This window comes from Klebsiella sp. 141251 (genome assembly GCF_050600725.1).
Classification (GTDB): Bacteria; Pseudomonadota; Gammaproteobacteria; order Enterobacterales; family Enterobacteriaceae; genus Klebsiella; species Klebsiella aerogenes.
The window spans coordinates 313,463-330,782 of the sequence record NZ_JAQIRG010000002.1 but is presented as its reverse complement, the minus strand read 5'-3'; the positions used below and the strand labels follow the sequence as shown (position 1 = coordinate 330,782).

Here is a 17,320-nt window from a genome sequence, read left to right as displayed (position 1 = left end):
TGGTTTTTGTTAATAGCACGGATGCAACCCTATGAATGTTATCACGGAACCATCTTTTATCTTTGGCATTGTGATGACAATCATAGCATTAGGTATATCATTTGCTGCATTCAAACCAAATAAAGCTGAAGTCTCAGCAATTAAAAACTGGTTATCGAGAGATAAGTGGCCCGGTCAAACAATCCAGGTTCCGCTAGAATCATGGCGTCAGACAGAAACAAAGTACGGCAATGATTATATTTATGATTTCTATTTTAGTGCAAATATAAACGGCTCTGTGGAAAAATACATTGCGAAAGGCATTGTGAGACCTAATGACATTCATAAATTAAAGAAAGGAATGTTATTATCAGTAAAGTACAGTAATGACACGCCTGTAAAGATAGCGGTTATTGCTGTCAATTATTAAATTGTAAGCCATGAGCAAATAAGGCTTGTCACGATGGATATACTCTTTTTTATCCTCATGGGGTTGATTGTCCTGGTGTTTGGTGTCTATCCCATGGCCCGCTTTCTTTATCAGGATGTTTATCCGTATTTAAAGGATAGTTTCACCCACAGTGAGGTCCTGCAATCCGGGATTGCGGTCAACGCGGATATCATTGCCGCACACCAGACCAGCGCCTGGAGCGGAAGTAAACCGGTCTATCGTCTCACCTTTAAATTTAAGACCCGCGAGCAGGTGGAAGTCCAGGCTAGCCTGAATCACACCCTGAATTTCAGCGACATTGAGCGTTTTAAACCGGGTAATGGCACCACGATTAAATACGATCCGGCTAACCCGCAGAGAATTGCGCTATACGACAGGCCGCTTTTTTTGTAATCCCGCTATTTTCCCATGCACGAGTCTCATTTCACTGATTACACAGCAACGTACAAAGACCTCCTATGAAAATCATTAAACCCTTACGCCTGAGCGTACTGAACCGGCCATTCCGCTGGCAGGGCAAAAATTATCTTGGCGTTTCGGTGCTGGCGTTGGCGGATATGGGGCCAAACCCGCAGCTGCGCCCCGAGATGGAACTGTGGCAGCTTGCCGCCGACGAACTGCAAACCAGCGGCGGCGTGGTGGATATGGCCATCCCTAAAGTCCGCGCCGAATTTCTTGCCACCGGTTTTGCCTATACCCATCATCAGCAGGAAAAAAGCGCCTGCGTGGCGCGCATCGATATCGACAAACTGAGTAAGTCGTTGGTGGTGTTCGGCGATCGCGAGTGGACGGGGCAACGTATGACCCGACCGCAGCCGTTCAGCGAAATGCGCCTCGACTGGAGCCGCGCCTTTGGCGGCGGTGATTATGCCGACAACCCGCACGGTCTTGGTGTCGCGCCGGTAAAACAGCAGGGGCGCGAGCATCATCCTCTGCCGAATATTGAACCACTGGAGGGAAGAGTAAGCTCGCCGCAGCAGAAACCGCAGCCGGCAAGTTTTGGCCCGTTGGATATTCAGTGGCCGCGGCGCTTTAGCCGAATGGGCAAAAAATATGATGCCAGTTGGCTACAACAGGAGTTTCCCGGTTTTGCCCGCGATATTGACTGGAAAGTCTTTAACGCCGCCAGTTCGGATCAATGGTGGGAGGATCGGGATACCTTGCCGCCAGGGGCGAAATGGCGGATCTGGAATATGCATCCTGAGAAATCAATGCAGGAGGGCCAGTTGCCGCCGTGGCAGGCTCGCTGTTTTATTCATCGCCAGCGCGCGGATGAAACGCTATTCGAAGAAATTGCCTTACGCGCCACCACGGTATGGTTCTTTCCCCATCGGGAACAGATGATGCTTATCTGGCAGGGGCACATTCGTATCAATGAAGACGATGCCGCCGACGTCCTGCAGCTGATCCCGGCGCTGGAAAAAGAGGGCGCCGCCCGTTCGCTTAATCACTATCGCAAGGTACTGGCCCAGCGAATGGATAAAGAGAAGGGCGCGCTCTTCTCCTTTCGCGAAAAGGATCTCATACCGGAAGAGACCATCGGCCCGTGGATCGACAATGAAATTGAACAGTCGCCGAGTCCGCAGCAGGAGAATATGAAAAACCGCGCTCGTCTGCTGCGTGAACAGCACCGCGCCGCCATTGAAGCCAGCGGCGGTGATATCGATAGCCTGTTGGCGGATATCGACGAGCCCACGTTGCCTAAGCTTGAAGACCTGCCGGAGTTTATCGCCGACATGGAGCGTCAGGCGCAGGAAATGGAGAATGATGCGCAACAGCGCAAACGTGAGATGGAGGCGCAATATCCGCAGTTGAATAACGATGAAAACCAACCGCGCGGCCCCGAATCCATGCACCGGATGCAGGAGATGCTGCATCAGCACCAGCAGGAACTGAGCGAGAAGAAGCGTGCGCAAACGCGCGAGGCGCTACATCAGATGTACCTGGCCGCGGTGCAGCATCAGCCGCCGGCGGTCCGGCTGAAGGGCGATCTGGCGATGATCCTGCGCCAACGCGCCGAGCGTACCATGGCGCAGGGCGGCAATTTTAGCGGGATGGATCTGAGCGGCGTTGATTTTTCCGGCATGGATTTTCGCGGCGCCAATTTTGAAAAGGCGTTACTGGAATGCGCGGACCTTAGCCACTGTCAGCTGGATAACGCCTCTTTTCAGGGGGCCGTGCTGGCCAGAACGGAGCTACAGCATTCGTCGCTGCGTAACTGTGATTTTAGCGGCGCCAGCCTGGTACTGGCGGAGTGCCATCAAAGCGACTTCACCGGCGCCCGCTTTGAAGATAGTCAGCTACAGAACGCGCTGTTTGCGCAATGCATTTTCGATAACGCGACGCTAAAAACGCTGATCCTTCGGGAAATCAGCCTGATTGACTGCCGTTTTCAGCGCGCCGAGCTGGATGGCTGCGTCTTTATGGAACTGACGCTGGCACAACCTGATTTCAGCCACGCGCGGCTGCACAAATGCTCGTTTTTACAATCTGAACTGGAGCATGCCATTTTCCATCAGGCGACGCTGGAAAGCTGTTCGCTGGTGCAGACCATCGCGGAGCGCGCTGATTTTAGCGCTGCAACATGGCTAGCCAGCGCTGCGGTGTCGGAAAGCTCACTTATCGGCGCCGACTTCAGCCACGCTACGCTGCAGCAGAGCAATTTGCGCCAGACGCCATTACAGGGCGCGCGCTTTGCGCTGGCAAAAATCGAAAACAGCGATCTGAGTGAGGCTGATTGTCGCGATGCCAGCTTTGTACGGGCGAATCTGGTCGGCAGTCTGTTTGTTCGCACCGATTTTCGCGAGGCTGATTTTACCGACGCCAACCTGATGGGCGCGCTGCTGCAAAAAAGCCAGCTTGCCGGGGCCAATTTCGAAGGCGCCAATCTGTTCCGCGCCGATCTTTCACAATCCTTTACCAGTAAAACCACGCGGCTGGACGGCGCATGGACCAAACGCATTAAAACCCTGCCGAAGCGCGATGGAGAAGTGATATGACGATACTGAGCCCGGAGGAGATCGTTCAGCGCATCAAAAACGGCGAGCCACTCAATGAAATATCGCTGGATGGTATCAACCTGCAGGGCTGCGATCTCTCCGGCGGACTGTTTCAGGAGGTGTCGCTACGCGGCGCTAATCTGCAAAATGCCAATCTGCATGAAGCCCTGTTTACCGAGTGCCAGCTGCAGAACCTGCAGCTGCAAGGCGCCCAACTTAAGCAGACGACCTTCAATCAGTGTGAAATGGCCCATCTTCAGGCCGCTGAAACCACGCTTGATAGTTGCGTGTTTAATCAGTGCGACCTGCAAGAGAGCGATTTCTCGGCGACGACGCTGCAAAGCAGCCAGTTTATGCGTTGCCAGATGAGCAGGAGCCGTTTTAGCAGTTCAACGCTGGAACGCAGCGTGTTTTATGAGGCTGACCTGACTCACGCCAGCTTTGCACAAAGCCGCGGTCTGTTGACCACCTTTTACCATATTGATTTGCGGGACACCGCACTGGACGGAATGCAGTGCGACCGGCTGGTGTTTTTCCAGTGCGATCAGCGCGGCAAAGACTATTCAAGGCAGGGCTTTACCGGCTGCCAGTTCACCGATTGTCCGCTGGACGGCGCGAAGTTTAACGGCGCCCAGCTAACCCAGTGCAATTTCAAAGGCGCGTCATTGCGTGAAGCAGAGCTCAATCAGGTGAACGCCAGCCAGGCGCTGCTTATGGAGGCCGATCTGCGCGGCGCCCAGTGTCGCGGCAGCCGGTTCGACCAGGCGATATTTGTCGGCGCGATCCTGGAGCAGGCCGACTTTAGCCAGAGCAGGTTGTTCCAGAGCGTTTTACAGCGGGTTCAGGCCGCTGGGGCGCGATTCGCGCTCTGCGATCTGACGTGGAGTGATTTTTCCGCCGCCGACCTGCGCCAGGCGGATCTGCGCGGCGCGACCTTTTCCCGCACCCGGCTGCATCGCGCCCGCCAGGACGAAGCGCTGTTTACCGGCCGCCAGGGGATCCTGGAATACGATGAAGAGTTATTAGCCGCTGAGGCGTGGAGCGCCCAGCGCCACAGCCGTTGTTAAGGAGACAACAGATGACAACTATTAATCACAAACTGGCCCAGGCGGTGATGCCGCCGGCGCAGGCTTCCGGCACGGTGACCCATTGCTTTGCCGACGGTAGCGTGACCGTCGAGAGCGAAGGGCGCGGCTGGCACTGTCGGCGAGCGGTCAGCTGTCTGATCGCGCCGCAGGCTGGCGATCGCGTACTCATCAGCAGCGTGGACAACCAGATCTGGCTGTTAGCGGTGCTGGAGCGTGATGAAAGCCGCCAGGCGGAGCTCAGCGTACCGGGTGACCTGCATATTCAAAGTCAGGGGGAACTCAGCCTCAGCGGTCAGCGCCTGTGCGTCAATGCCGCGCAGGGGGACTGCCATATCAGCGAGATGAACTACAGCGGCGATAAGCTCTCGGCATGGGTGACACTGTCACGTATTGTCGGCAAGCGCGCCGAATCGGTCTGGCAAACGGTGACGCAAATTAGCCACAATCTGCTGCGCACCACCCGGCAGACCGAGCAGGTGCGCGCCGGGCAGTTGGATATGAAAGCGGAAGATTATGCCCGCCTGCATGCGCACAATACGGTCATCACCTCAAAAGCGATCACCAAAGTCGATTCAGAACAGATTCATATGGGCTAAGGAGCTAATCATGTTTGCCAACTGCCAGCTTTTCGGTGTCGATTTAGCCTTCCCCGACGTCTGTCTGACGCCGATGCCGGCGCCTACACCGATTCCCTATCCGGATATCGCGCTGGGGCCGACGGCGATCCCTAACGCGCTCAATATTCTGTTTATGGGCATGCCCGCGCACAATATGGCGACGGTGACGCCGCTCACCAACGGCGATAACCCCGGCGTGGCTACCGGGGTAGCGTCAGGTACGGTGATGGGGCCATCGCGTCATCTGACCGGCGCATTTACCGTGCTGCTGAAAGGCACGCCGGCGACGCGTCTAACCAGCGTTAGCCTGCAAAACTCGACAAACGCGGTCGGTATGCGCATCGTCCCCAGCCAGTTCAAGGTATTGATGCTGGCGCCGTAAGCTGTCGGCTATGCGAGAAAACGATTACAATCGCTCAACTGAATCACTTTTTGTGCAGAGTTATAAGGGTCAAAATGAATCCGAGCGTCATTCAGTGGAATGAAGACAATTTCTCGCAAGTTGAACGCTATAACGGCGTGGCTGTTGTGCGTTTTCATGCGCAGTGGTGCGGCCCTTGTCAAAGCAGCGAAAGTCTTTTTCTCCAGGCGGCCGACCGGCTACCGTCTGATGTTTTAGTCGGTACAGTAAATGTTGTTCAGGCTCCGGTGCTGGCGGCGAAATATAGCGTCTGGGGATTACCCAATACGCTTGTTTTCCGCGATGGTCAGGTGGTGGAGCGTCTCAGCGGCCCACAAACATTCAGCACTATTTTGGCAGCGATAATTCGCGCCCAGGCCCTCATCTGATGTCGATAGTTTCTCCGATAGTGGGGCCCGTCTTCTACGATCTCCTGCAGCATGGTCGGGAGATAGACCGCGCTATTGCGCGCCGGGACGCCAGCTTGCTGAATCACTCCACGCCAGGACTTGAACGCTACTTTTCGCGTCCACCAGGCGAACTTCCCCGGCAAAACCCATTTCCGGTCGCCGCGCTATTCCCACTGTTCTTAGTGGCTTTTGCATTCAACTTGCTACCATTTTTGCAGACGCTCCCGCCATTCTCGGCACCGATACGGGTAGCGATTTTTTTTGTACCGGCGCTGGTGATAATATTTTTTCTGTTAACCAGCGGCGTGTTGCTGGCTCGCGGTTATACCCTCGGGCTGAAGGGATTCCTGGCGCTATTTCTTATCCTCTCAGCGTCAACGGTGGTGCAAGCATTGCGAGCGATGGTTAGCGCAGGTGAAAGTCTCTGGCCGCTGGCGTTCGCCGCGCTGGCATTACTGTGTTGCCGGCTAATATTTAACCGCCAGGGATTCGTGCTGTTCGCGATTTATTGTCGTAGCCAGCGGTTGGCTCTTCTCGCGGGCACACTACGGCGGCAGCGTAAATAGAGAGCGGCGAAGACGGTGAGCAACCCCTGACTATCAACGGATAGCCAGGGGTTTTGTTTATTGCGGGTAGTTAAACGCGTCAGGATGGTTTTCAAGGCTGCCGCTCAGCGCGGCAAACAGCACGGTTTTGCCATCAATCGACAGCGCATCGCTGACGTTAAGCCAGGTCAGTTTTTCTTGCGATGTTTTCTCATCAACCACTGAGAAGACGCCCGCCATCTGTTTGGATTTTTCCGACCAGATCACGGCGATACGTTCGCTTCCACAATCGTGTGGTTTACAGGCGCTTAATACCTGCCAGGATTCAGATCCCAGTTTCACGGTTTGTGCCGGGGATCCGGTACCGCCGCTGTTAACCCAGGCCGGGAGTTTATGACCTTTAACCATCTGGCTGAACGACGCTTTGGTCGCATTATCTTTGGCAAGTGAAGTCAGCGTGACATCACTTTGCGCCATGACGCTGGCGGATGCAGTGAGTGCGATGACGGCGGCAAGTGTTTTGAACATGTTTCCTCCTGGAGTTGATATGTCCTCATTTCGGGCCCCTTAATAGTGGGCGCAGTGCATCATTAATGCAAATGAACATATTTATACAATGAATGTGATCCCCTGCGCAAAGCGTGGACTTATGCGGCTTTGACATGTCATGATGCACATTGGTTAAATTTTTGTATTAATAGCTGATAGTGAATGGCTAATACAAAAGGGCATATTAATTCAGGCGATAACGCATGGCGTATTTGAATCATCTGTTGACGTTTATTGAAAGTAATCCGGCTCTGGCGATCGGCTTTAACCTTATTCTGCTGGTCGTCTCCGGCATCTTTGCCCATCTTTTGTGCAAGTTTTTGCTGATTAAAGTGATACGCAAGGTGTTCTTCGCCAGCCATAAACAGGACGTGCCGCTGGAAAAAGACCGCCGTATCGCCGAGAAACTGTCAAACTTCATTCCGGTTATTATCGTCTACTACGTTCTGCAGTTTATGCCCAATATGCCGGCATCGCTGGTAACGGCGATTAATACCATCTGCGGAATTTTGTTTTTTATTTTTCTGTCGATCTTCTTCAACGAAATGCTGGATATCGTCAATAGCTCTTATCTGCGTAAGACCAAACGTAAAAACCACTCCATCAAAGGCTATATCCAGATAGGTAAAATCTTAGTTCACATTCTGGCCGCGATTATGATCCTCGCCGTGATGTCGAATAAATCACCGGTGATTATCATTTCCAGCCTCGGCGCCGTCGCGGCGGTGCTGATGTTAGTGTTTCAACATACCTTGCTGTCGCTGGTGGCCAACGTCCAGCTATCGTCCAACGATGTCCTGCAACTGGGCGACTGGATCGAAATGCCCGACAAGAACCTGAGCGGGGAAGTGACGGATATCGCGCTGCATACCATTACTATCCGTAACTGGGACAACACCATTTCGCGTATTCCGACCAAGAATTTCCTCACAGAAACGTATACCAACTGGCAGGCGATGTTCTCGTCCGGCGCACGGCGGATCATGCGTAGCATTAATATCGATCAGCACTCGGTAACCTTCCTGAATCAGGAGATGTTAACCCCGATGCTGGCAATCCGCGGGGTGAGTGAGCCGCTCAGTAAATTACTGGATGGTCGGGATCCGGGCGGCGTCGCGGATCGCTGGTTTATTGATAACGGGTTGACTAACCTGACGCTGTTTCGCCATTACCTGATGAGCTATCTCGCCGAACGGCCAGATATCATTAAAGATATGTACATCGTGGCGCGGACGTTAAAACCATCGCCGTCCGGGCTGCCGCTGGAAATCTACTGCTTTACCTCATCGACGCTATGGATGGATTACGAGAACACGCAATCCGCTATTTTTGAATACATTACCGCCGTGGCCGGGCAGTTTTCACTGCGTCTTTACCAGTATCCCGCCGGGCATGATTTCTGGCGCTTATCGCAGGAAAACAGTTTACGGACGACGACACCGCCGTCGACGGAAGGGCCATAATTGGCGCGTATATCCATCTCGACAACAGGATGTTCAGAGGATGCTGAAGTTCATGAAAGACAGTTTGCTGCTCAGTGCGGTCGTCAGGGACAGAATAAAAACCAACGATCCGCAGCAACTGGAGAAGCTTAAAGACAGATTAAAAGACCGGATGGGTATTCCGGTCGGCTGGCATATGTCAGGAATACCGCTGATAGGGGCAATGATTCTGAGCATGCTCGCTTTTGCCCTGGCTCAACCTTATCTCTGCCTGGCGATGTTCGATCTATTTGGGCTGCCGCAGTATGCCGTGATGGCGGCGATTGTGCCTGTATCGCTAATTTATAGTCTGGTAATGGTTCTGGCGATGTACTTCGTTGCCAGAGGCAATTTTCTGGCGCTTAAATTATCACTGGCTTTGATGGTTTTCAGTGGTCTGGTTGCGAGTGTTTATTTTCTTTCTGTTTGCCTCGGGGCATTATTCGGCGCCGGACTAAAACCAGGATTTCTCATCAGCGCCGTGCTGGGACTATTATTTATGTTCGGCTGTATCCGATGCATAAATAGCCAGACTTTTTACCGTGCAAACGCCCTTTATTTACATAACAGGGTCTGGCGAAAACAGCTTAATATTCAGCGCCAAATGCCGCGCCGCGCTTCACGTTAGAAAAGGGTTCGCCTGGCCTTATTTTATAAATCAATGAGCAGATTCGTGCTGCGGCTGCGGGAACAGCACAGCGCGACATGCTGCACGATGGCGCATTTTTCTGCTGCTGACTGCACCGTATCACGATGGTCCACCTCTCCCTCAACCACCCTGGTCAGACAGGCGCCGCAAATCCCCATCTCACAAGAGAGCGGCACTGCCACACCATTTTCCTGCAATACCTGCGCGATGGTTTGATTGGCGGCAACGGGCCAGCATTGGCCAGAAGAGGCGAGCGTCACCGTAAACGTCTCTTCTGGCCGGGCGTCGTTCGCGGGCATTGACGCCTGAAACGCCTCCTCATGGATCTGCTCAGCCTGCCAGCCTTGTATCGCCGCCGCCTGGCGCGCGGCGGCCATAAATCCCGCCGGACCGCATACGTAAAGCCGATCCTCACGGTGAGGAACGCTCAATCTGCCAGCCAGATTTTCTCGCGGGCTCCCGCCTTCAGCTGAGCTATAAATCCTCACGTTTTCTGGCGCCAGCTTGCGGGCAATCGCGGCTAGCAGGGCGCCGTTTTCAAGGCGTTTGAGGTAATACTGTAAGGTAAACGGATTTCCCTGCGCCGCTAACGCCCGCGCCATGCTATACAGCGGCGTAATGCCAATCCCGGCGGCTAGCAGGGTGACGTGTCGCGCCGTCTGCAGGGCAAACTGATTTCTCGGCGGTGATATCATCATCCTCTGACCCGGTCGCAGCGTCTCATGGATGTAGCGCGAACCGCCGCGCGATTCTGCCGCTCTCGCCACGCAAATCAGATAACGTTCCAGCCTGATGTGGCTGCCGGTGAGTGAATACTGACGGGTTACGCCGCTCGCCAGATGCAGATCGATATGGGCGCCGGGCTGCCATGCGGGTAATGGGCCGCCGTCAGTCGTCACCAACGTGACCGCCAGATTATGTTCGCCTTCGCGCCAGAGACCATCGACAACCACCTCAATCAGAGTACTCATCATATAACTCCTTGCTCAGACCAGGAAAAATGCACCGAAACCCAGCCGTTTCAAGCCGCGACGGTAGGCAATTGAGCTACGGTCGGCAGGAATATGTGCTTCCAGGGTAAGATCCAGAGGTAGCGTCTCCGGATGCTGGCTCTCTACCATCAGCCGGTCTTCTTCAAACACGCGAAGGTTGAAGGCGTAGACTTCCTCCACCGGCACATGCAGGTCGAAATTGCGGGCGATAGGGGCAAACATTCGCGTGACCCGTGATGAGACGGGCGAGGCGGCATTCATTATTACCAGCCGGGCTTCGCCGGGGAAATGAATCGTCAGGGTGGCGGTAAAGGGCAAATGCATCTCAAAGCGACGCAGCCATTGAAAACCCTCCGGAGCGCGGTAGCCGGCGCTTGCCGGATAATTGCCGACCGTACTCCAGTAGTCGACGACAAACCCATTTTCCGTTTCCTCAGGCAGGTAGTCAGGAACCTGTTGATTATCCGCATCGGCGAAGGTGTCGGTATGGATCCACGCAAAATGCGCCACATCAAGAAACCCTTCAACCTGACGGCCTGCGAAGCCATTGACCTCAAAAGCCGGGCAGGTCAGTTGCTGAAATCCGTCGTCTGCCCAGTGCGGCATGGTCGGTAACTGCGGGGGATTGTCAGCATCATAATCGAGACAGACCCACACCAGACCATAGCGCTCTTCCGCCGCGTAGCTGGTCAGATTTAATTTCGCCGGTATCGGCTGATTTGGACTGGAGGGGATTCGGTTACAGCGGCCATCTTCCCCAAAGCGCAGGCCGTGATAAGGGCAAATGATACCTTCTTCGTCATGAAAACCTAACGTCAATGGTACCCCGCGGTGGGGGCAAGCGTCGCGGGCGACCACTATGCTTTCGTGCAGGCGATAGATTACCAGCTTTTCATCCAGCAGGGTGGCCTTCACCGGTTGCCGGCCGATATCCGCGCTACGCGCCACCGGATGCCAGCATTTTGCCAGCCGCAGCCAGTCCTGGGGTTCAAAGGTGCAATGCGCGGGGGGCGTGAGCGGTTGTCTGTTCATCGTTTTGCTTCCTGATGGCTAAAGTGATTGTTTAATTGTTGTGAGTTAATTGTTGCCATAGTAGGGTGTTGACATCCATCAGCATTAATTCAGCTATCCGTTGCAAAAATCAGTACAGGTAACCAATGAGTCCTTTCTCACGCTTTGCTCGCTATTTTATGGAAGTGGCCCGCAGCGGCAGCCTGCGCCGGGCGGCGGAAAAACTGCATATTTCGGCTTCGGCGATTAACCGCCAGATACTGCAGGCTGAAGCGTCCTTCGGCACGCCGCTATTTGAACGGCTGCCGGAAGGTTTGCGGATGACCACCGCAGGCGAGTTGCTGTATGACAATCTGCTGCGCTGGCAAAAAGAGTTTCGCGTAACCCAACAGAAATTTGATGAACTGCAGGGGCTAAAACGCGGAACGGTGAATGTCGGTATGGTGCAGGCGCTGGCCGAAGGGAGTTTTGCCGCGGCGCTGGCAGAGATTATCAACCAGTGCGAGTGGCTGGAACTGATGTTGCAGGTCGCCGATAGCCAGAGCATCAGCGACAGAGTGCGTCAGGCCGATGTCGATTTTGGTCTGATCCTCGATCCTGAAGGTCAGGCGGGTCTCAACGTACTGGCGTTTATTGAAATGGAAGTCGGGGTGGTACTGCATCCGCACCATCCTTTTGCCGCTGCGCCCGCGATCTCGCTGGGGGAACTTAGCGATGAACGGCATATTATTCCCGGCGCGCCGTTAATAGTGCATGACCGGGTGACAATGCTCTATCGCCATTATGATTTTTCGCCGCCCAACACCGTTAGCTGCAATGATATTCGTCTGATTAAATCGCTGGTGCTTAAAGGCGGCGGGGTGGCGGTCCTGAGCCTGCTCGACGTGCAGGACGAGGTAAACAACGGTTCGCTGGCGTTTGTGCCGCTACGTAATAAGCTGCTGCGGCCTTTGACCCTGGCGCTATGCACCGCGCCATCGCGCCAGCTATCTCGTCCGGCGCAAATGGCGATTCAAAAACTAACGCTGGTGATGGAGGAGATGCGTAGCGCTGCTCACTCTCAGCCTAATGGCCCGCCCTGAATGGTTTCGCACAAGCCATTGATAATACGCTCGCCGGTTTCCGTTTTCAGTTCCTGATACCAGGCTTTGGTTAACGCCATATCTTTACCGTGGGTGATATCACAGCGTTTACGCGCTTTGAGCACCAGGTCACGCACCCGTTCACAGCGCAATGCTTCGTACTGGCGCAGCGCGGTGACAATATCGCTGTTTTCGCGTAGTACATTCCCCAGCACGACCGCGTCCTCCATCGCCGCGCAGCCGCCCTGGCCAATATCCGGCGTGGTGCTGTGTCCGGCATCGCCCAGTAGCGCCACCTTGCCACGCACCAGCTTATCAAAAGGTTCAATATCGTGAATTTCTATCCGGTTGGTGGTCTGCGGGTCGAGGGCGGCGATAAGCTTTTGCACCGGCGGCGCCCATCCGGTGAAGTAGCGGGTTAAATCGTCGCGCAGGGTGAGGCGATCTTCCGCTAATCCGGCCGGCAACGGCACATCGAAGAAGAAGTAGAAGCGTCCGCCCGCCACCGGCATCAGCGACACGCGTTTCCCTTCGCCAACAAACGTCGTCCACTGATCGGCGGGAGCAATGGACTCATCAATATCGACCAGACCATTCCAGTTAACGTAACCGGCATAGCGGCGTTCCGGCGTATAGCCGAGCACATATGGCCGCAGCGCCGAATGACTGCCATCGGCGGCGATAACCACATCGCCGTGCGCCTCGCTACCATCGGTAAACCAGACGGTTACGCCGTCGGTATGCTCTTCCACGCGGGTAACCCGCTTGCCGAACCGCACCTGCTCACGCCCCCAGAAATCGAGCATCTCGCGCTGCAGTTCCGTTCGCGACACAGGCGAAGGGCGGCCCTGCGTACGTTCAACCAGCGGCGCGAGGCTGAAGCGGGTGAGCGTTTCTCCGCGTTGATACTCCTTATACGCCAGATAATGCATCGGGCCGCCGTAAGCGTCGATGATCTTGCCCATCCCCAGGCGGTTCATACACTTGACGCCGTTGGGCCAGATAGAAATCGCGGCGCCAACCGGCTTAATCTCTTTTACCGCTTCGAACACTTCGCTTGCGATGCCTGCGTTACGGAGCGCCACCGCGGCGCTCAAGCCGCCGATACCCGCGCCAATCACGATTGCTTTCATTGTCTTCCCCTTAGGTGTGTTGTTTAAGGGGTTCAGCAATTTGCGTACCAGGTAGCAGAACCTACGAAATCAGCGGAAAACGGAAGGGTGATGGGCGGAGTGCGCACCAAAGAAGGGCAAAGTTGCGATAATGTTGCCTTTTTATGAATCAAAGATTTCTTTAAATGGATTCAGGAATCAAAAGTTTCATCGCCTTGCGCCAACGATCGTTACGGAACACCCACTCTTTAATGAAGCTATTTCACTGAAAAATAATAGATAAAACGATTTTTAGGTGAGTAAAGATAGAGGGAGTCAGCAATGTGGCCTGCTTTGTGCACTACATCGTCAACGCTTATCCACGACGAGACGGTGACCCCATGTCTGATGAAAAGAACAGCAACCTGCTTTATGGCCTCGAGCAGCGCATCCCGCCGCTGCCGGCCTTTTTTAGCGCCTTACAGCACGTGCTGGCGGGGCTGGTCGGCATTATTACGCCGCCGCTGATTATTGGCGCCGCGCTGGGGCTTGGCGAATGGCTGCCATATTTAATTAGTATGTCGCTAATAGCTTCCGGGATTGGCACCTTTCTGCAGGCTAACCGCGTCTGGGGGATCGGTGCGGGCATGATCTGTATGCAGGGCACCAGCTTCGCTTTTCTCGGCGTAGCGATTGCCGGCGGCATGTGGGTCAAAGCGCAGGGAGGCGGCCCGCAGGACATTATGGCCATGCTGTTCGGCGTCAACGTTGTTGCCGCGCTGGTACCGGTCATCGTCAGCCGCTTTATCGAACCGCTGAAAAAACTCTTTACCCCGATTATTACCGGCAGCGTCATTGCGCTAATCGGCATCAGCCTGATAAAGGTCAGTATTATTAACTGGAGCGGCGGCGAGCACGCGAAGGATTTCGCCAGCCCTGGCAATATCGCATTGGGCGGCGTGACCTTAGGGATTATCGTGTTATTAAGCTGCGCGAAAAACCGCTGGCTGCGTTTATCGTCGGTGGTCGTCGGCATGGCGGTGGGCTGTATCGCCGCCGCGTTGAGCGGGAAATTTCATCTGGCGCCGATCGGCGAGAGCTGGTTTCGTCTGCCGGCGCTCTTTCCTTTCGGCTTTCAGTTTAATAGCGCCATCTTTTTACCGGTCGCGCTGGTGTCGCTGGTCTGCATTCTTGAAGCCGTCGGCGATTTAACCGCCAACTGCCTGATCTCAAAACAGTCCATCGATGATGGCGCGTTTCGCTCACGCCTGAAAGGCGGGATCCTCGCGGATGGTATTAGCTGCCTGATCGCCGCGGCGATCTGCGCGTTTCCCAATACCACCTTCGCGCAGAATAACGGCGTTATCCAAATGACCGGCGTCGCCAGCCGCTATGTCGGGCGTTATATTGGCGTATTGCTGATTCTGCTTGGTCTATTCCCGCCATTTGGCGAAATCCTGCGCCAGATCCCCACGCCGGTGTTAGGCGGCGCGACGATGGTCATGTTTGGCTGTGTCGTGGCGGCCGGGATCCGCATTATCACCCAGACCCCGCTAACCCGCCGCGATATGCTGATTGTGGGCCTGGCATTTGGTTTTGGCCTCGGCATTGAGGCGGTTCCCGCTTTCCTTGCCCATTTCCCGCCCATCATCGGCAATCTGTTTGGATCTGCCGCTACCAGCGGCGGGCTGGTGGCGATTGTATTGAATCTGATTATTCCGCAAGAGAAAGCCGCCATGACGGCAGCGGCAAGGAGCAATGATGATAACACTCAACCACTTTAATCAGCTGCCGCAGGCGCAAGCCCTGCGACTGCTCGAACCCTGCGTGGCGCTCCCCGTCTGGCGCGAAGCGCTGGCGCTGGGGCGACCCTATGCCACACTGACGGCCTTAACGGATCGCGCACAACAGCTGATGCAGCACTGGGGAGAGGCAGATCTGGCGCGGGCGCTCTGCGCCCACCCGCGGATCGGAGAGAAGCCGACAGGCGGGGAAGCGCATGCCGCGCTGTCTCGCCAGGAGCAGGCGGAGGTTAATGCCGACGATGCCGCTATCGCCCGGGCGCTGAAAGAAGGGAATGCCCGTTACGAAGCCCGCTTTGACCGCGTGTTTCTGATCCGCGCCAAAGGGCGCAGCGCCGCCGAGATCCTGCAGGCGCTGACCCAACGGCTGACGCATAATGACGCGCAGGAAATTGAAGCGGCACTGGAACAATTACGTGAAATCACCTTACTCAGACTGGCGGGAGTTATTAGCGCATGATCACCCTGAGCACCCATATTCTTGATATTTCCACCGGCAAGCCTGCACAAGGCGTGGCGGTCACCCTGTTATGCGAAGGGCGCAGCCTGGCATCAGGCGTGACGGACAGCAATGGCCGTCTGGGCGAGCTGGCGACGGGACAGCTGCGTCCCGGAAACTATCAGCTGGTGGCCGAACTGCAATCGTGGTTTGCGCGCGATGGCCGCCAGACCCTGTACCGACAGGCGCAGATCGATTTTATGATTACCATTGATGACAAAGACCATTTTCATCTGCCGTTTTTAATTGCCCCCGGCGGCTGGTCGACCTATCGCGGAAGTTAAATTGAGTCCGCTGCCCGGTCAGAATACAGTGCCGGGCAGCGGTTCATCCTTCGTTACACCATACCTGTTCGCCATTGACCCAGGTCTCACTAATGTTCCGTTCATCGCCTAAGGTCATTAACACGAACAGCTGTTCATACACATCCTGACAGCGGGCGCTGCGCAGTCTTTGTAGCGGCGTCACCGCCGGGTCGATAACCACCAAATCGGCCTCTTTTCCCGACTGGAAATTACCTATTTTGTCATCCAGGCGTAACGCGTGCGCGCCGCCCAACGTCGCATGATAAAACGCTTCGCTGGCGCGCAGGCGATAGCTCTGTAGCTGCGCCACTTTATAGGCCTCGCCGAGAGTACGCAGCAGGCTGAAGGAGGTCCCGGCGCCAACATCGCTGCCGATGCCGATCCGGACCTGATGTTGCCAGCTGGCGGGCAGGCGAAATAGCCCGCTACCCAGAAACAGGTTTGACGTCGGACAGAAAGCAATTGCCGAACCGGTCTCATGCAGACACCGCCACTCTTTCTCCGCCAGATGGATCCCGTGGGCGAAGACGCTGCGCTCACCGGTCAATTGATAGTGATGATAAACATCAAGATAGTGCTCATGCTCCGGCCATAACTGCTTTACCCACGCTATTTCATTTAGGTTTTCACTCAGATGGGTATGTAGCCAGGTATCGGGAAACTCCTCCCGCAGACGCTGAACAGCTTGCAGCAGCTCCGGCGTGGAGGTGGGGGCGAAACGCGGCGTAATGGCGTAGCCCAGACGACCGCGCCGGTGCCAGCGCTGGATCAGTTCGCGGGTCTGGCGATAGCTTTGTTCGGCGGTTTCGGTTAAATACTCCGGCGTATGGCGATCCATCATCACCTTACCGGCCAGCAGGCGCATGTTCAGGCGCAACGCCTCGGTAAACAGGGCCTCCACGGACGCCGGATGAAGCGTACAAAATACCAGCGCGGTGGTGGTGCCATGGCTGAGCAACTGGTTGACAAAAAAACGGGCGATATCTGCCGCGTACCGTTCATCGGCAAACTGGCTTTCCACCGGGAAGGTATAGGTGGTCAGCCATTCCAGCAGCTGTTCGCCAAAGGCGCCGATCATTTCGGTTTGAGGATAATGAATATGGGCGTCGACAAACCCCGGCAGCAGCAGTTTGCCGCGCAGATCACGATAGCCTTTCTGTGGATCGAGTAATGCTTCGCCTTCCTGCCATGGCAGTAGCGCCTGAATCTTTCCGGCGTAAATAAACAGCACGCCATCATCAATATATCGCGCGTAGCGGGCGATATCGTCAGCGCTGGCGGCGGGTTGGCTAATATCAAAAAACGCACCGCGTAGCGCGGTGTGGTATTCCAGCATGTTGCCGCCTTATTTGAGTGTGGAGATATCTATT

Annotated in this window: 19 protein-coding genes; 14 read left to right on the top strand and 5 right to left on the bottom strand. The window is 55.2% G+C overall.

Going from position 1 to position 17,320, the window contains the following annotated elements; genetic code table 11:
• The first annotated feature begins 31 nt into the window (after positions 1-31).
• The 8 genes from PGR09_RS06170 (at position 32) to PGR09_RS06135 (ending at position 6,510) form a co-directional block, all read left to right on the top strand.
• Complete coding sequence (locus tag PGR09_RS06170; RefSeq protein WP_316422297.1) at positions 32-409, top strand: hypothetical protein; 378 nt, start codon at positions 32-34, stop codon at positions 407-409.
• Between the two features lie 33 nt (positions 410-442).
• Complete coding sequence (locus PGR09_RS06165) at positions 443-823, top strand: DUF3592 domain-containing protein (RefSeq protein ID WP_316422294.1); 381 nt, start codon at positions 443-445, stop codon at positions 821-823.
• Positions 824-888: 65 nt separating this feature from the next.
• Entirely contained in the window at positions 889-3,429 is a 2,541-nt protein-coding gene (locus PGR09_RS06160) for a DUF2169 family type VI secretion system accessory protein (RefSeq protein WP_316422293.1), read from the top strand.
• Positions 3,426-4,496 (top strand): pentapeptide repeat-containing protein, encoded by a 1,071-nt coding sequence (locus tag PGR09_RS06155; RefSeq protein ID WP_430915923.1) that lies wholly within the window; start codon positions 3,426-3,428, stop codon positions 4,494-4,496. Before PGR09_RS06160 ends, PGR09_RS06155 begins: the two co-directional genes overlap by 4 nt.
• Before the next feature lie 11 nt (positions 4,497-4,507).
• Positions 4,508-5,113: a DUF3540 domain-containing protein gene (locus tag PGR09_RS06150; RefSeq protein ID WP_015366583.1), complete on the top strand. Its 606-nt coding sequence runs from the start codon at positions 4,508-4,510 to the stop codon at positions 5,111-5,113.
• A 10-nt stretch (positions 5,114-5,123) separates the two neighbouring features.
• The gene (locus PGR09_RS06145) at positions 5,124-5,516 is read left to right on the top strand and encodes a DUF4150 domain-containing protein (protein WP_015366584.1); all 393 of its coding nucleotides are present in this window, start codon (positions 5,124-5,126) and stop codon (positions 5,514-5,516) included.
• A gap of 74 nt (positions 5,517-5,590) precedes the next feature.
• Positions 5,591-5,923 carry a thioredoxin family protein gene (locus PGR09_RS06140; protein WP_430915922.1) on the top strand — a complete coding sequence of 111 codons (333 nt, stop codon included), beginning with the start codon at positions 5,591-5,593 and terminating at the stop codon, positions 5,921-5,923.
• Positions 5,923-6,510, top strand: coding sequence for a hypothetical protein (locus PGR09_RS06135; protein ID WP_430915921.1), 588 nt, complete (start codon positions 5,923-5,925; stop codon positions 6,508-6,510). Before PGR09_RS06140 ends, PGR09_RS06135 begins: the two co-directional genes overlap by 1 nt.
• Positions 6,511-6,567: 57 nt before the next feature.
• On the opposite strand, the gene ivy is transcribed toward PGR09_RS06135, so the two are convergent.
• Positions 6,568-7,017, bottom strand: a complete 450-nt coding sequence (gene ivy / locus PGR09_RS06130) for an Ivy family C-type lysozyme inhibitor (RefSeq protein ID WP_430915920.1) — start codon at positions 7,015-7,017, stop codon at positions 6,568-6,570.
• A 224-nt stretch (positions 7,018-7,241) separates the two neighbouring features.
• Here ivy and PGR09_RS06125 point away from each other — a divergent pair, with 224 nt between their 5' ends.
• Positions 7,242-8,501 (top strand): mechanosensitive ion channel family protein, encoded by a 1,260-nt coding sequence (locus PGR09_RS06125; protein WP_045394337.1) that lies wholly within the window; start codon positions 7,242-7,244, stop codon positions 8,499-8,501.
• A 40-nt stretch (positions 8,502-8,541) separates the two neighbouring features.
• The gene (locus PGR09_RS06120; protein ID WP_348876639.1) at positions 8,542-9,147 is read left to right on the top strand and encodes a hypothetical protein; all 606 of its coding nucleotides are present in this window, start codon (positions 8,542-8,544) and stop codon (positions 9,145-9,147) included.
• Between the two features lie 23 nt (positions 9,148-9,170).
• Here PGR09_RS06120 and PGR09_RS06115 read toward each other — a convergent pair whose 3' ends face one another.
• Both PGR09_RS06115 and hpxD read right to left on the bottom strand, forming a co-directional pair.
• Positions 9,171-10,139, bottom strand: a complete 969-nt coding sequence (locus tag PGR09_RS06115; protein WP_430915918.1) for a PDR/VanB family oxidoreductase — start codon at positions 10,137-10,139, stop codon at positions 9,171-9,173.
• Positions 10,140-10,154: 15 nt separating this feature from the next.
• Entirely contained in the window at positions 10,155-11,192 is a 1,038-nt protein-coding gene (gene hpxD, locus PGR09_RS06110) for a molybdenum cofactor-independent xanthine hydroxylase subunit HpxD (protein WP_430915917.1), read from the bottom strand.
• A 125-nt stretch (positions 11,193-11,317) separates the two neighbouring features.
• Between hpxD and hpxR the strand changes: the two genes are divergently transcribed.
• A complete protein-coding gene (gene hpxR / locus PGR09_RS06105) occupies positions 11,318-12,253 on the top strand; it encodes a LysR family hpxDE operon transcriptional regulator HpxR (RefSeq protein WP_047048397.1) in 936 nt (311 codons plus the stop codon).
• Here the strand turns inward: hpxR and hpxO are convergent.
• The gene (hpxO, locus tag PGR09_RS06100) at positions 12,232-13,386 is read right to left on the bottom strand and encodes an FAD-dependent urate hydroxylase HpxO (RefSeq protein ID WP_430915916.1); all 1,155 of its coding nucleotides are present in this window, start codon (positions 13,384-13,386) and stop codon (positions 12,232-12,234) included. The two genes, hpxR and hpxO, sit on opposite strands and share 22 nt — an antisense overlap.
• A gap of 359 nt (positions 13,387-13,745) precedes the next feature.
• Here hpxO and PGR09_RS06095 point away from each other — a divergent pair, with 359 nt between their 5' ends.
• From PGR09_RS06095 to uraH, 3 genes are read left to right on the top strand one after another with little or no spacing between them, the layout of a single operon-like run.
• Positions 13,746-15,128, top strand: a complete 1,383-nt coding sequence (locus PGR09_RS06095; protein WP_430915915.1) for a nucleobase:cation symporter-2 family protein — start codon at positions 13,746-13,748, stop codon at positions 15,126-15,128.
• On the top strand, positions 15,106-15,606 hold the full coding sequence (uraD, locus tag PGR09_RS06090) for a 2-oxo-4-hydroxy-4-carboxy-5-ureidoimidazoline decarboxylase (RefSeq protein WP_289577732.1): 501 nt from the start codon (positions 15,106-15,108) through the stop codon (positions 15,604-15,606). The genes PGR09_RS06095 and uraD overlap by 23 nt, the downstream gene beginning before the upstream one ends.
• The gene (gene uraH / locus PGR09_RS06085; RefSeq protein ID WP_047048387.1) at positions 15,603-15,929 is read left to right on the top strand and encodes a hydroxyisourate hydrolase; all 327 of its coding nucleotides are present in this window, start codon (positions 15,603-15,605) and stop codon (positions 15,927-15,929) included. Before uraD ends, uraH begins: the two co-directional genes overlap by 4 nt.
• Before the next feature lie 43 nt (positions 15,930-15,972).
• Here uraH and guaD read toward each other — a convergent pair whose 3' ends face one another.
• Positions 15,973-17,286 carry a guanine deaminase gene (guaD, locus tag PGR09_RS06080; RefSeq protein WP_430915914.1) on the bottom strand — a complete coding sequence of 438 codons (1,314 nt, stop codon included), beginning with the start codon at positions 17,284-17,286 and terminating at the stop codon, positions 15,973-15,975.
• Positions 17,287-17,320: the final 34 nt, after the last annotated feature.

Bases quoted from the DNA above. Each gene is read 5' to 3' on its own strand.
- PGR09_RS06115 (WP_430915918.1), bottom strand. From the start codon at position 10,139: ATGAGTACTCTGATTGAGGTGGTTGTCGATGGTCTCTGGCGCGAAGGC.
- uraH (WP_047048387.1), top strand. From the start codon at position 15,603: ATGATCACCCTGAGCACCCATATTCTTGATATTTCCACCGGCAAGCCT.
- PGR09_RS06170 (WP_316422297.1), top strand. From the start codon at position 32: ATGAATGTTATCACGGAACCATCTTTTATCTTTGGCATTGTGATGACA.
- hpxR (WP_047048397.1), top strand. From the start codon at position 11,318: ATGAGTCCTTTCTCACGCTTTGCTCGCTATTTTATGGAAGTGGCCCGC.
- PGR09_RS06160 (WP_316422293.1), top strand. From the start codon at position 889: ATGAAAATCATTAAACCCTTACGCCTGAGCGTACTGAACCGGCCATTC.
- PGR09_RS06145 (WP_015366584.1), top strand. From the start codon at position 5,124: ATGTTTGCCAACTGCCAGCTTTTCGGTGTCGATTTAGCCTTCCCCGAC.
- PGR09_RS06150 (WP_015366583.1), top strand. From the start codon at position 4,508: ATGACAACTATTAATCACAAACTGGCCCAGGCGGTGATGCCGCCGGCG.
- PGR09_RS06095 (WP_430915915.1), top strand. From the start codon at position 13,746: ATGTCTGATGAAAAGAACAGCAACCTGCTTTATGGCCTCGAGCAGCGC.
- PGR09_RS06155 (WP_430915923.1), top strand. From the start codon at position 3,426: ATGACGATACTGAGCCCGGAGGAGATCGTTCAGCGCATCAAAAACGGC.
- hpxD (WP_430915917.1), bottom strand. From the start codon at position 11,192: ATGAACAGACAACCGCTCACGCCCCCCGCGCATTGCACCTTTGAACCC.
- PGR09_RS06165 (WP_316422294.1), top strand. From the start codon at position 443: ATGGATATACTCTTTTTTATCCTCATGGGGTTGATTGTCCTGGTGTTT.
- hpxO (WP_430915916.1), bottom strand. From the start codon at position 13,386: ATGAAAGCAATCGTGATTGGCGCGGGTATCGGCGGCTTGAGCGCCGCG.
- ivy (WP_430915920.1), bottom strand. From the start codon at position 7,017: ATGTTCAAAACACTTGCCGCCGTCATCGCACTCACTGCATCCGCCAGC.
- PGR09_RS06135 (WP_430915921.1), top strand. From the start codon at position 5,923: ATGTCGATAGTTTCTCCGATAGTGGGGCCCGTCTTCTACGATCTCCTG.
- uraD (WP_289577732.1), top strand. From the start codon at position 15,106: ATGATAACACTCAACCACTTTAATCAGCTGCCGCAGGCGCAAGCCCTG.
- PGR09_RS06120 (WP_348876639.1), top strand. From the start codon at position 8,542: ATGCTGAAGTTCATGAAAGACAGTTTGCTGCTCAGTGCGGTCGTCAGG.
- PGR09_RS06125 (WP_045394337.1), top strand. From the start codon at position 7,242: ATGGCGTATTTGAATCATCTGTTGACGTTTATTGAAAGTAATCCGGCT.
- guaD (WP_430915914.1), bottom strand. From the start codon at position 17,286: ATGCTGGAATACCACACCGCGCTACGCGGTGCGTTTTTTGATATTAGC.
- PGR09_RS06140 (WP_430915922.1), top strand. From the start codon at position 5,591: ATGAATCCGAGCGTCATTCAGTGGAATGAAGACAATTTCTCGCAAGTT.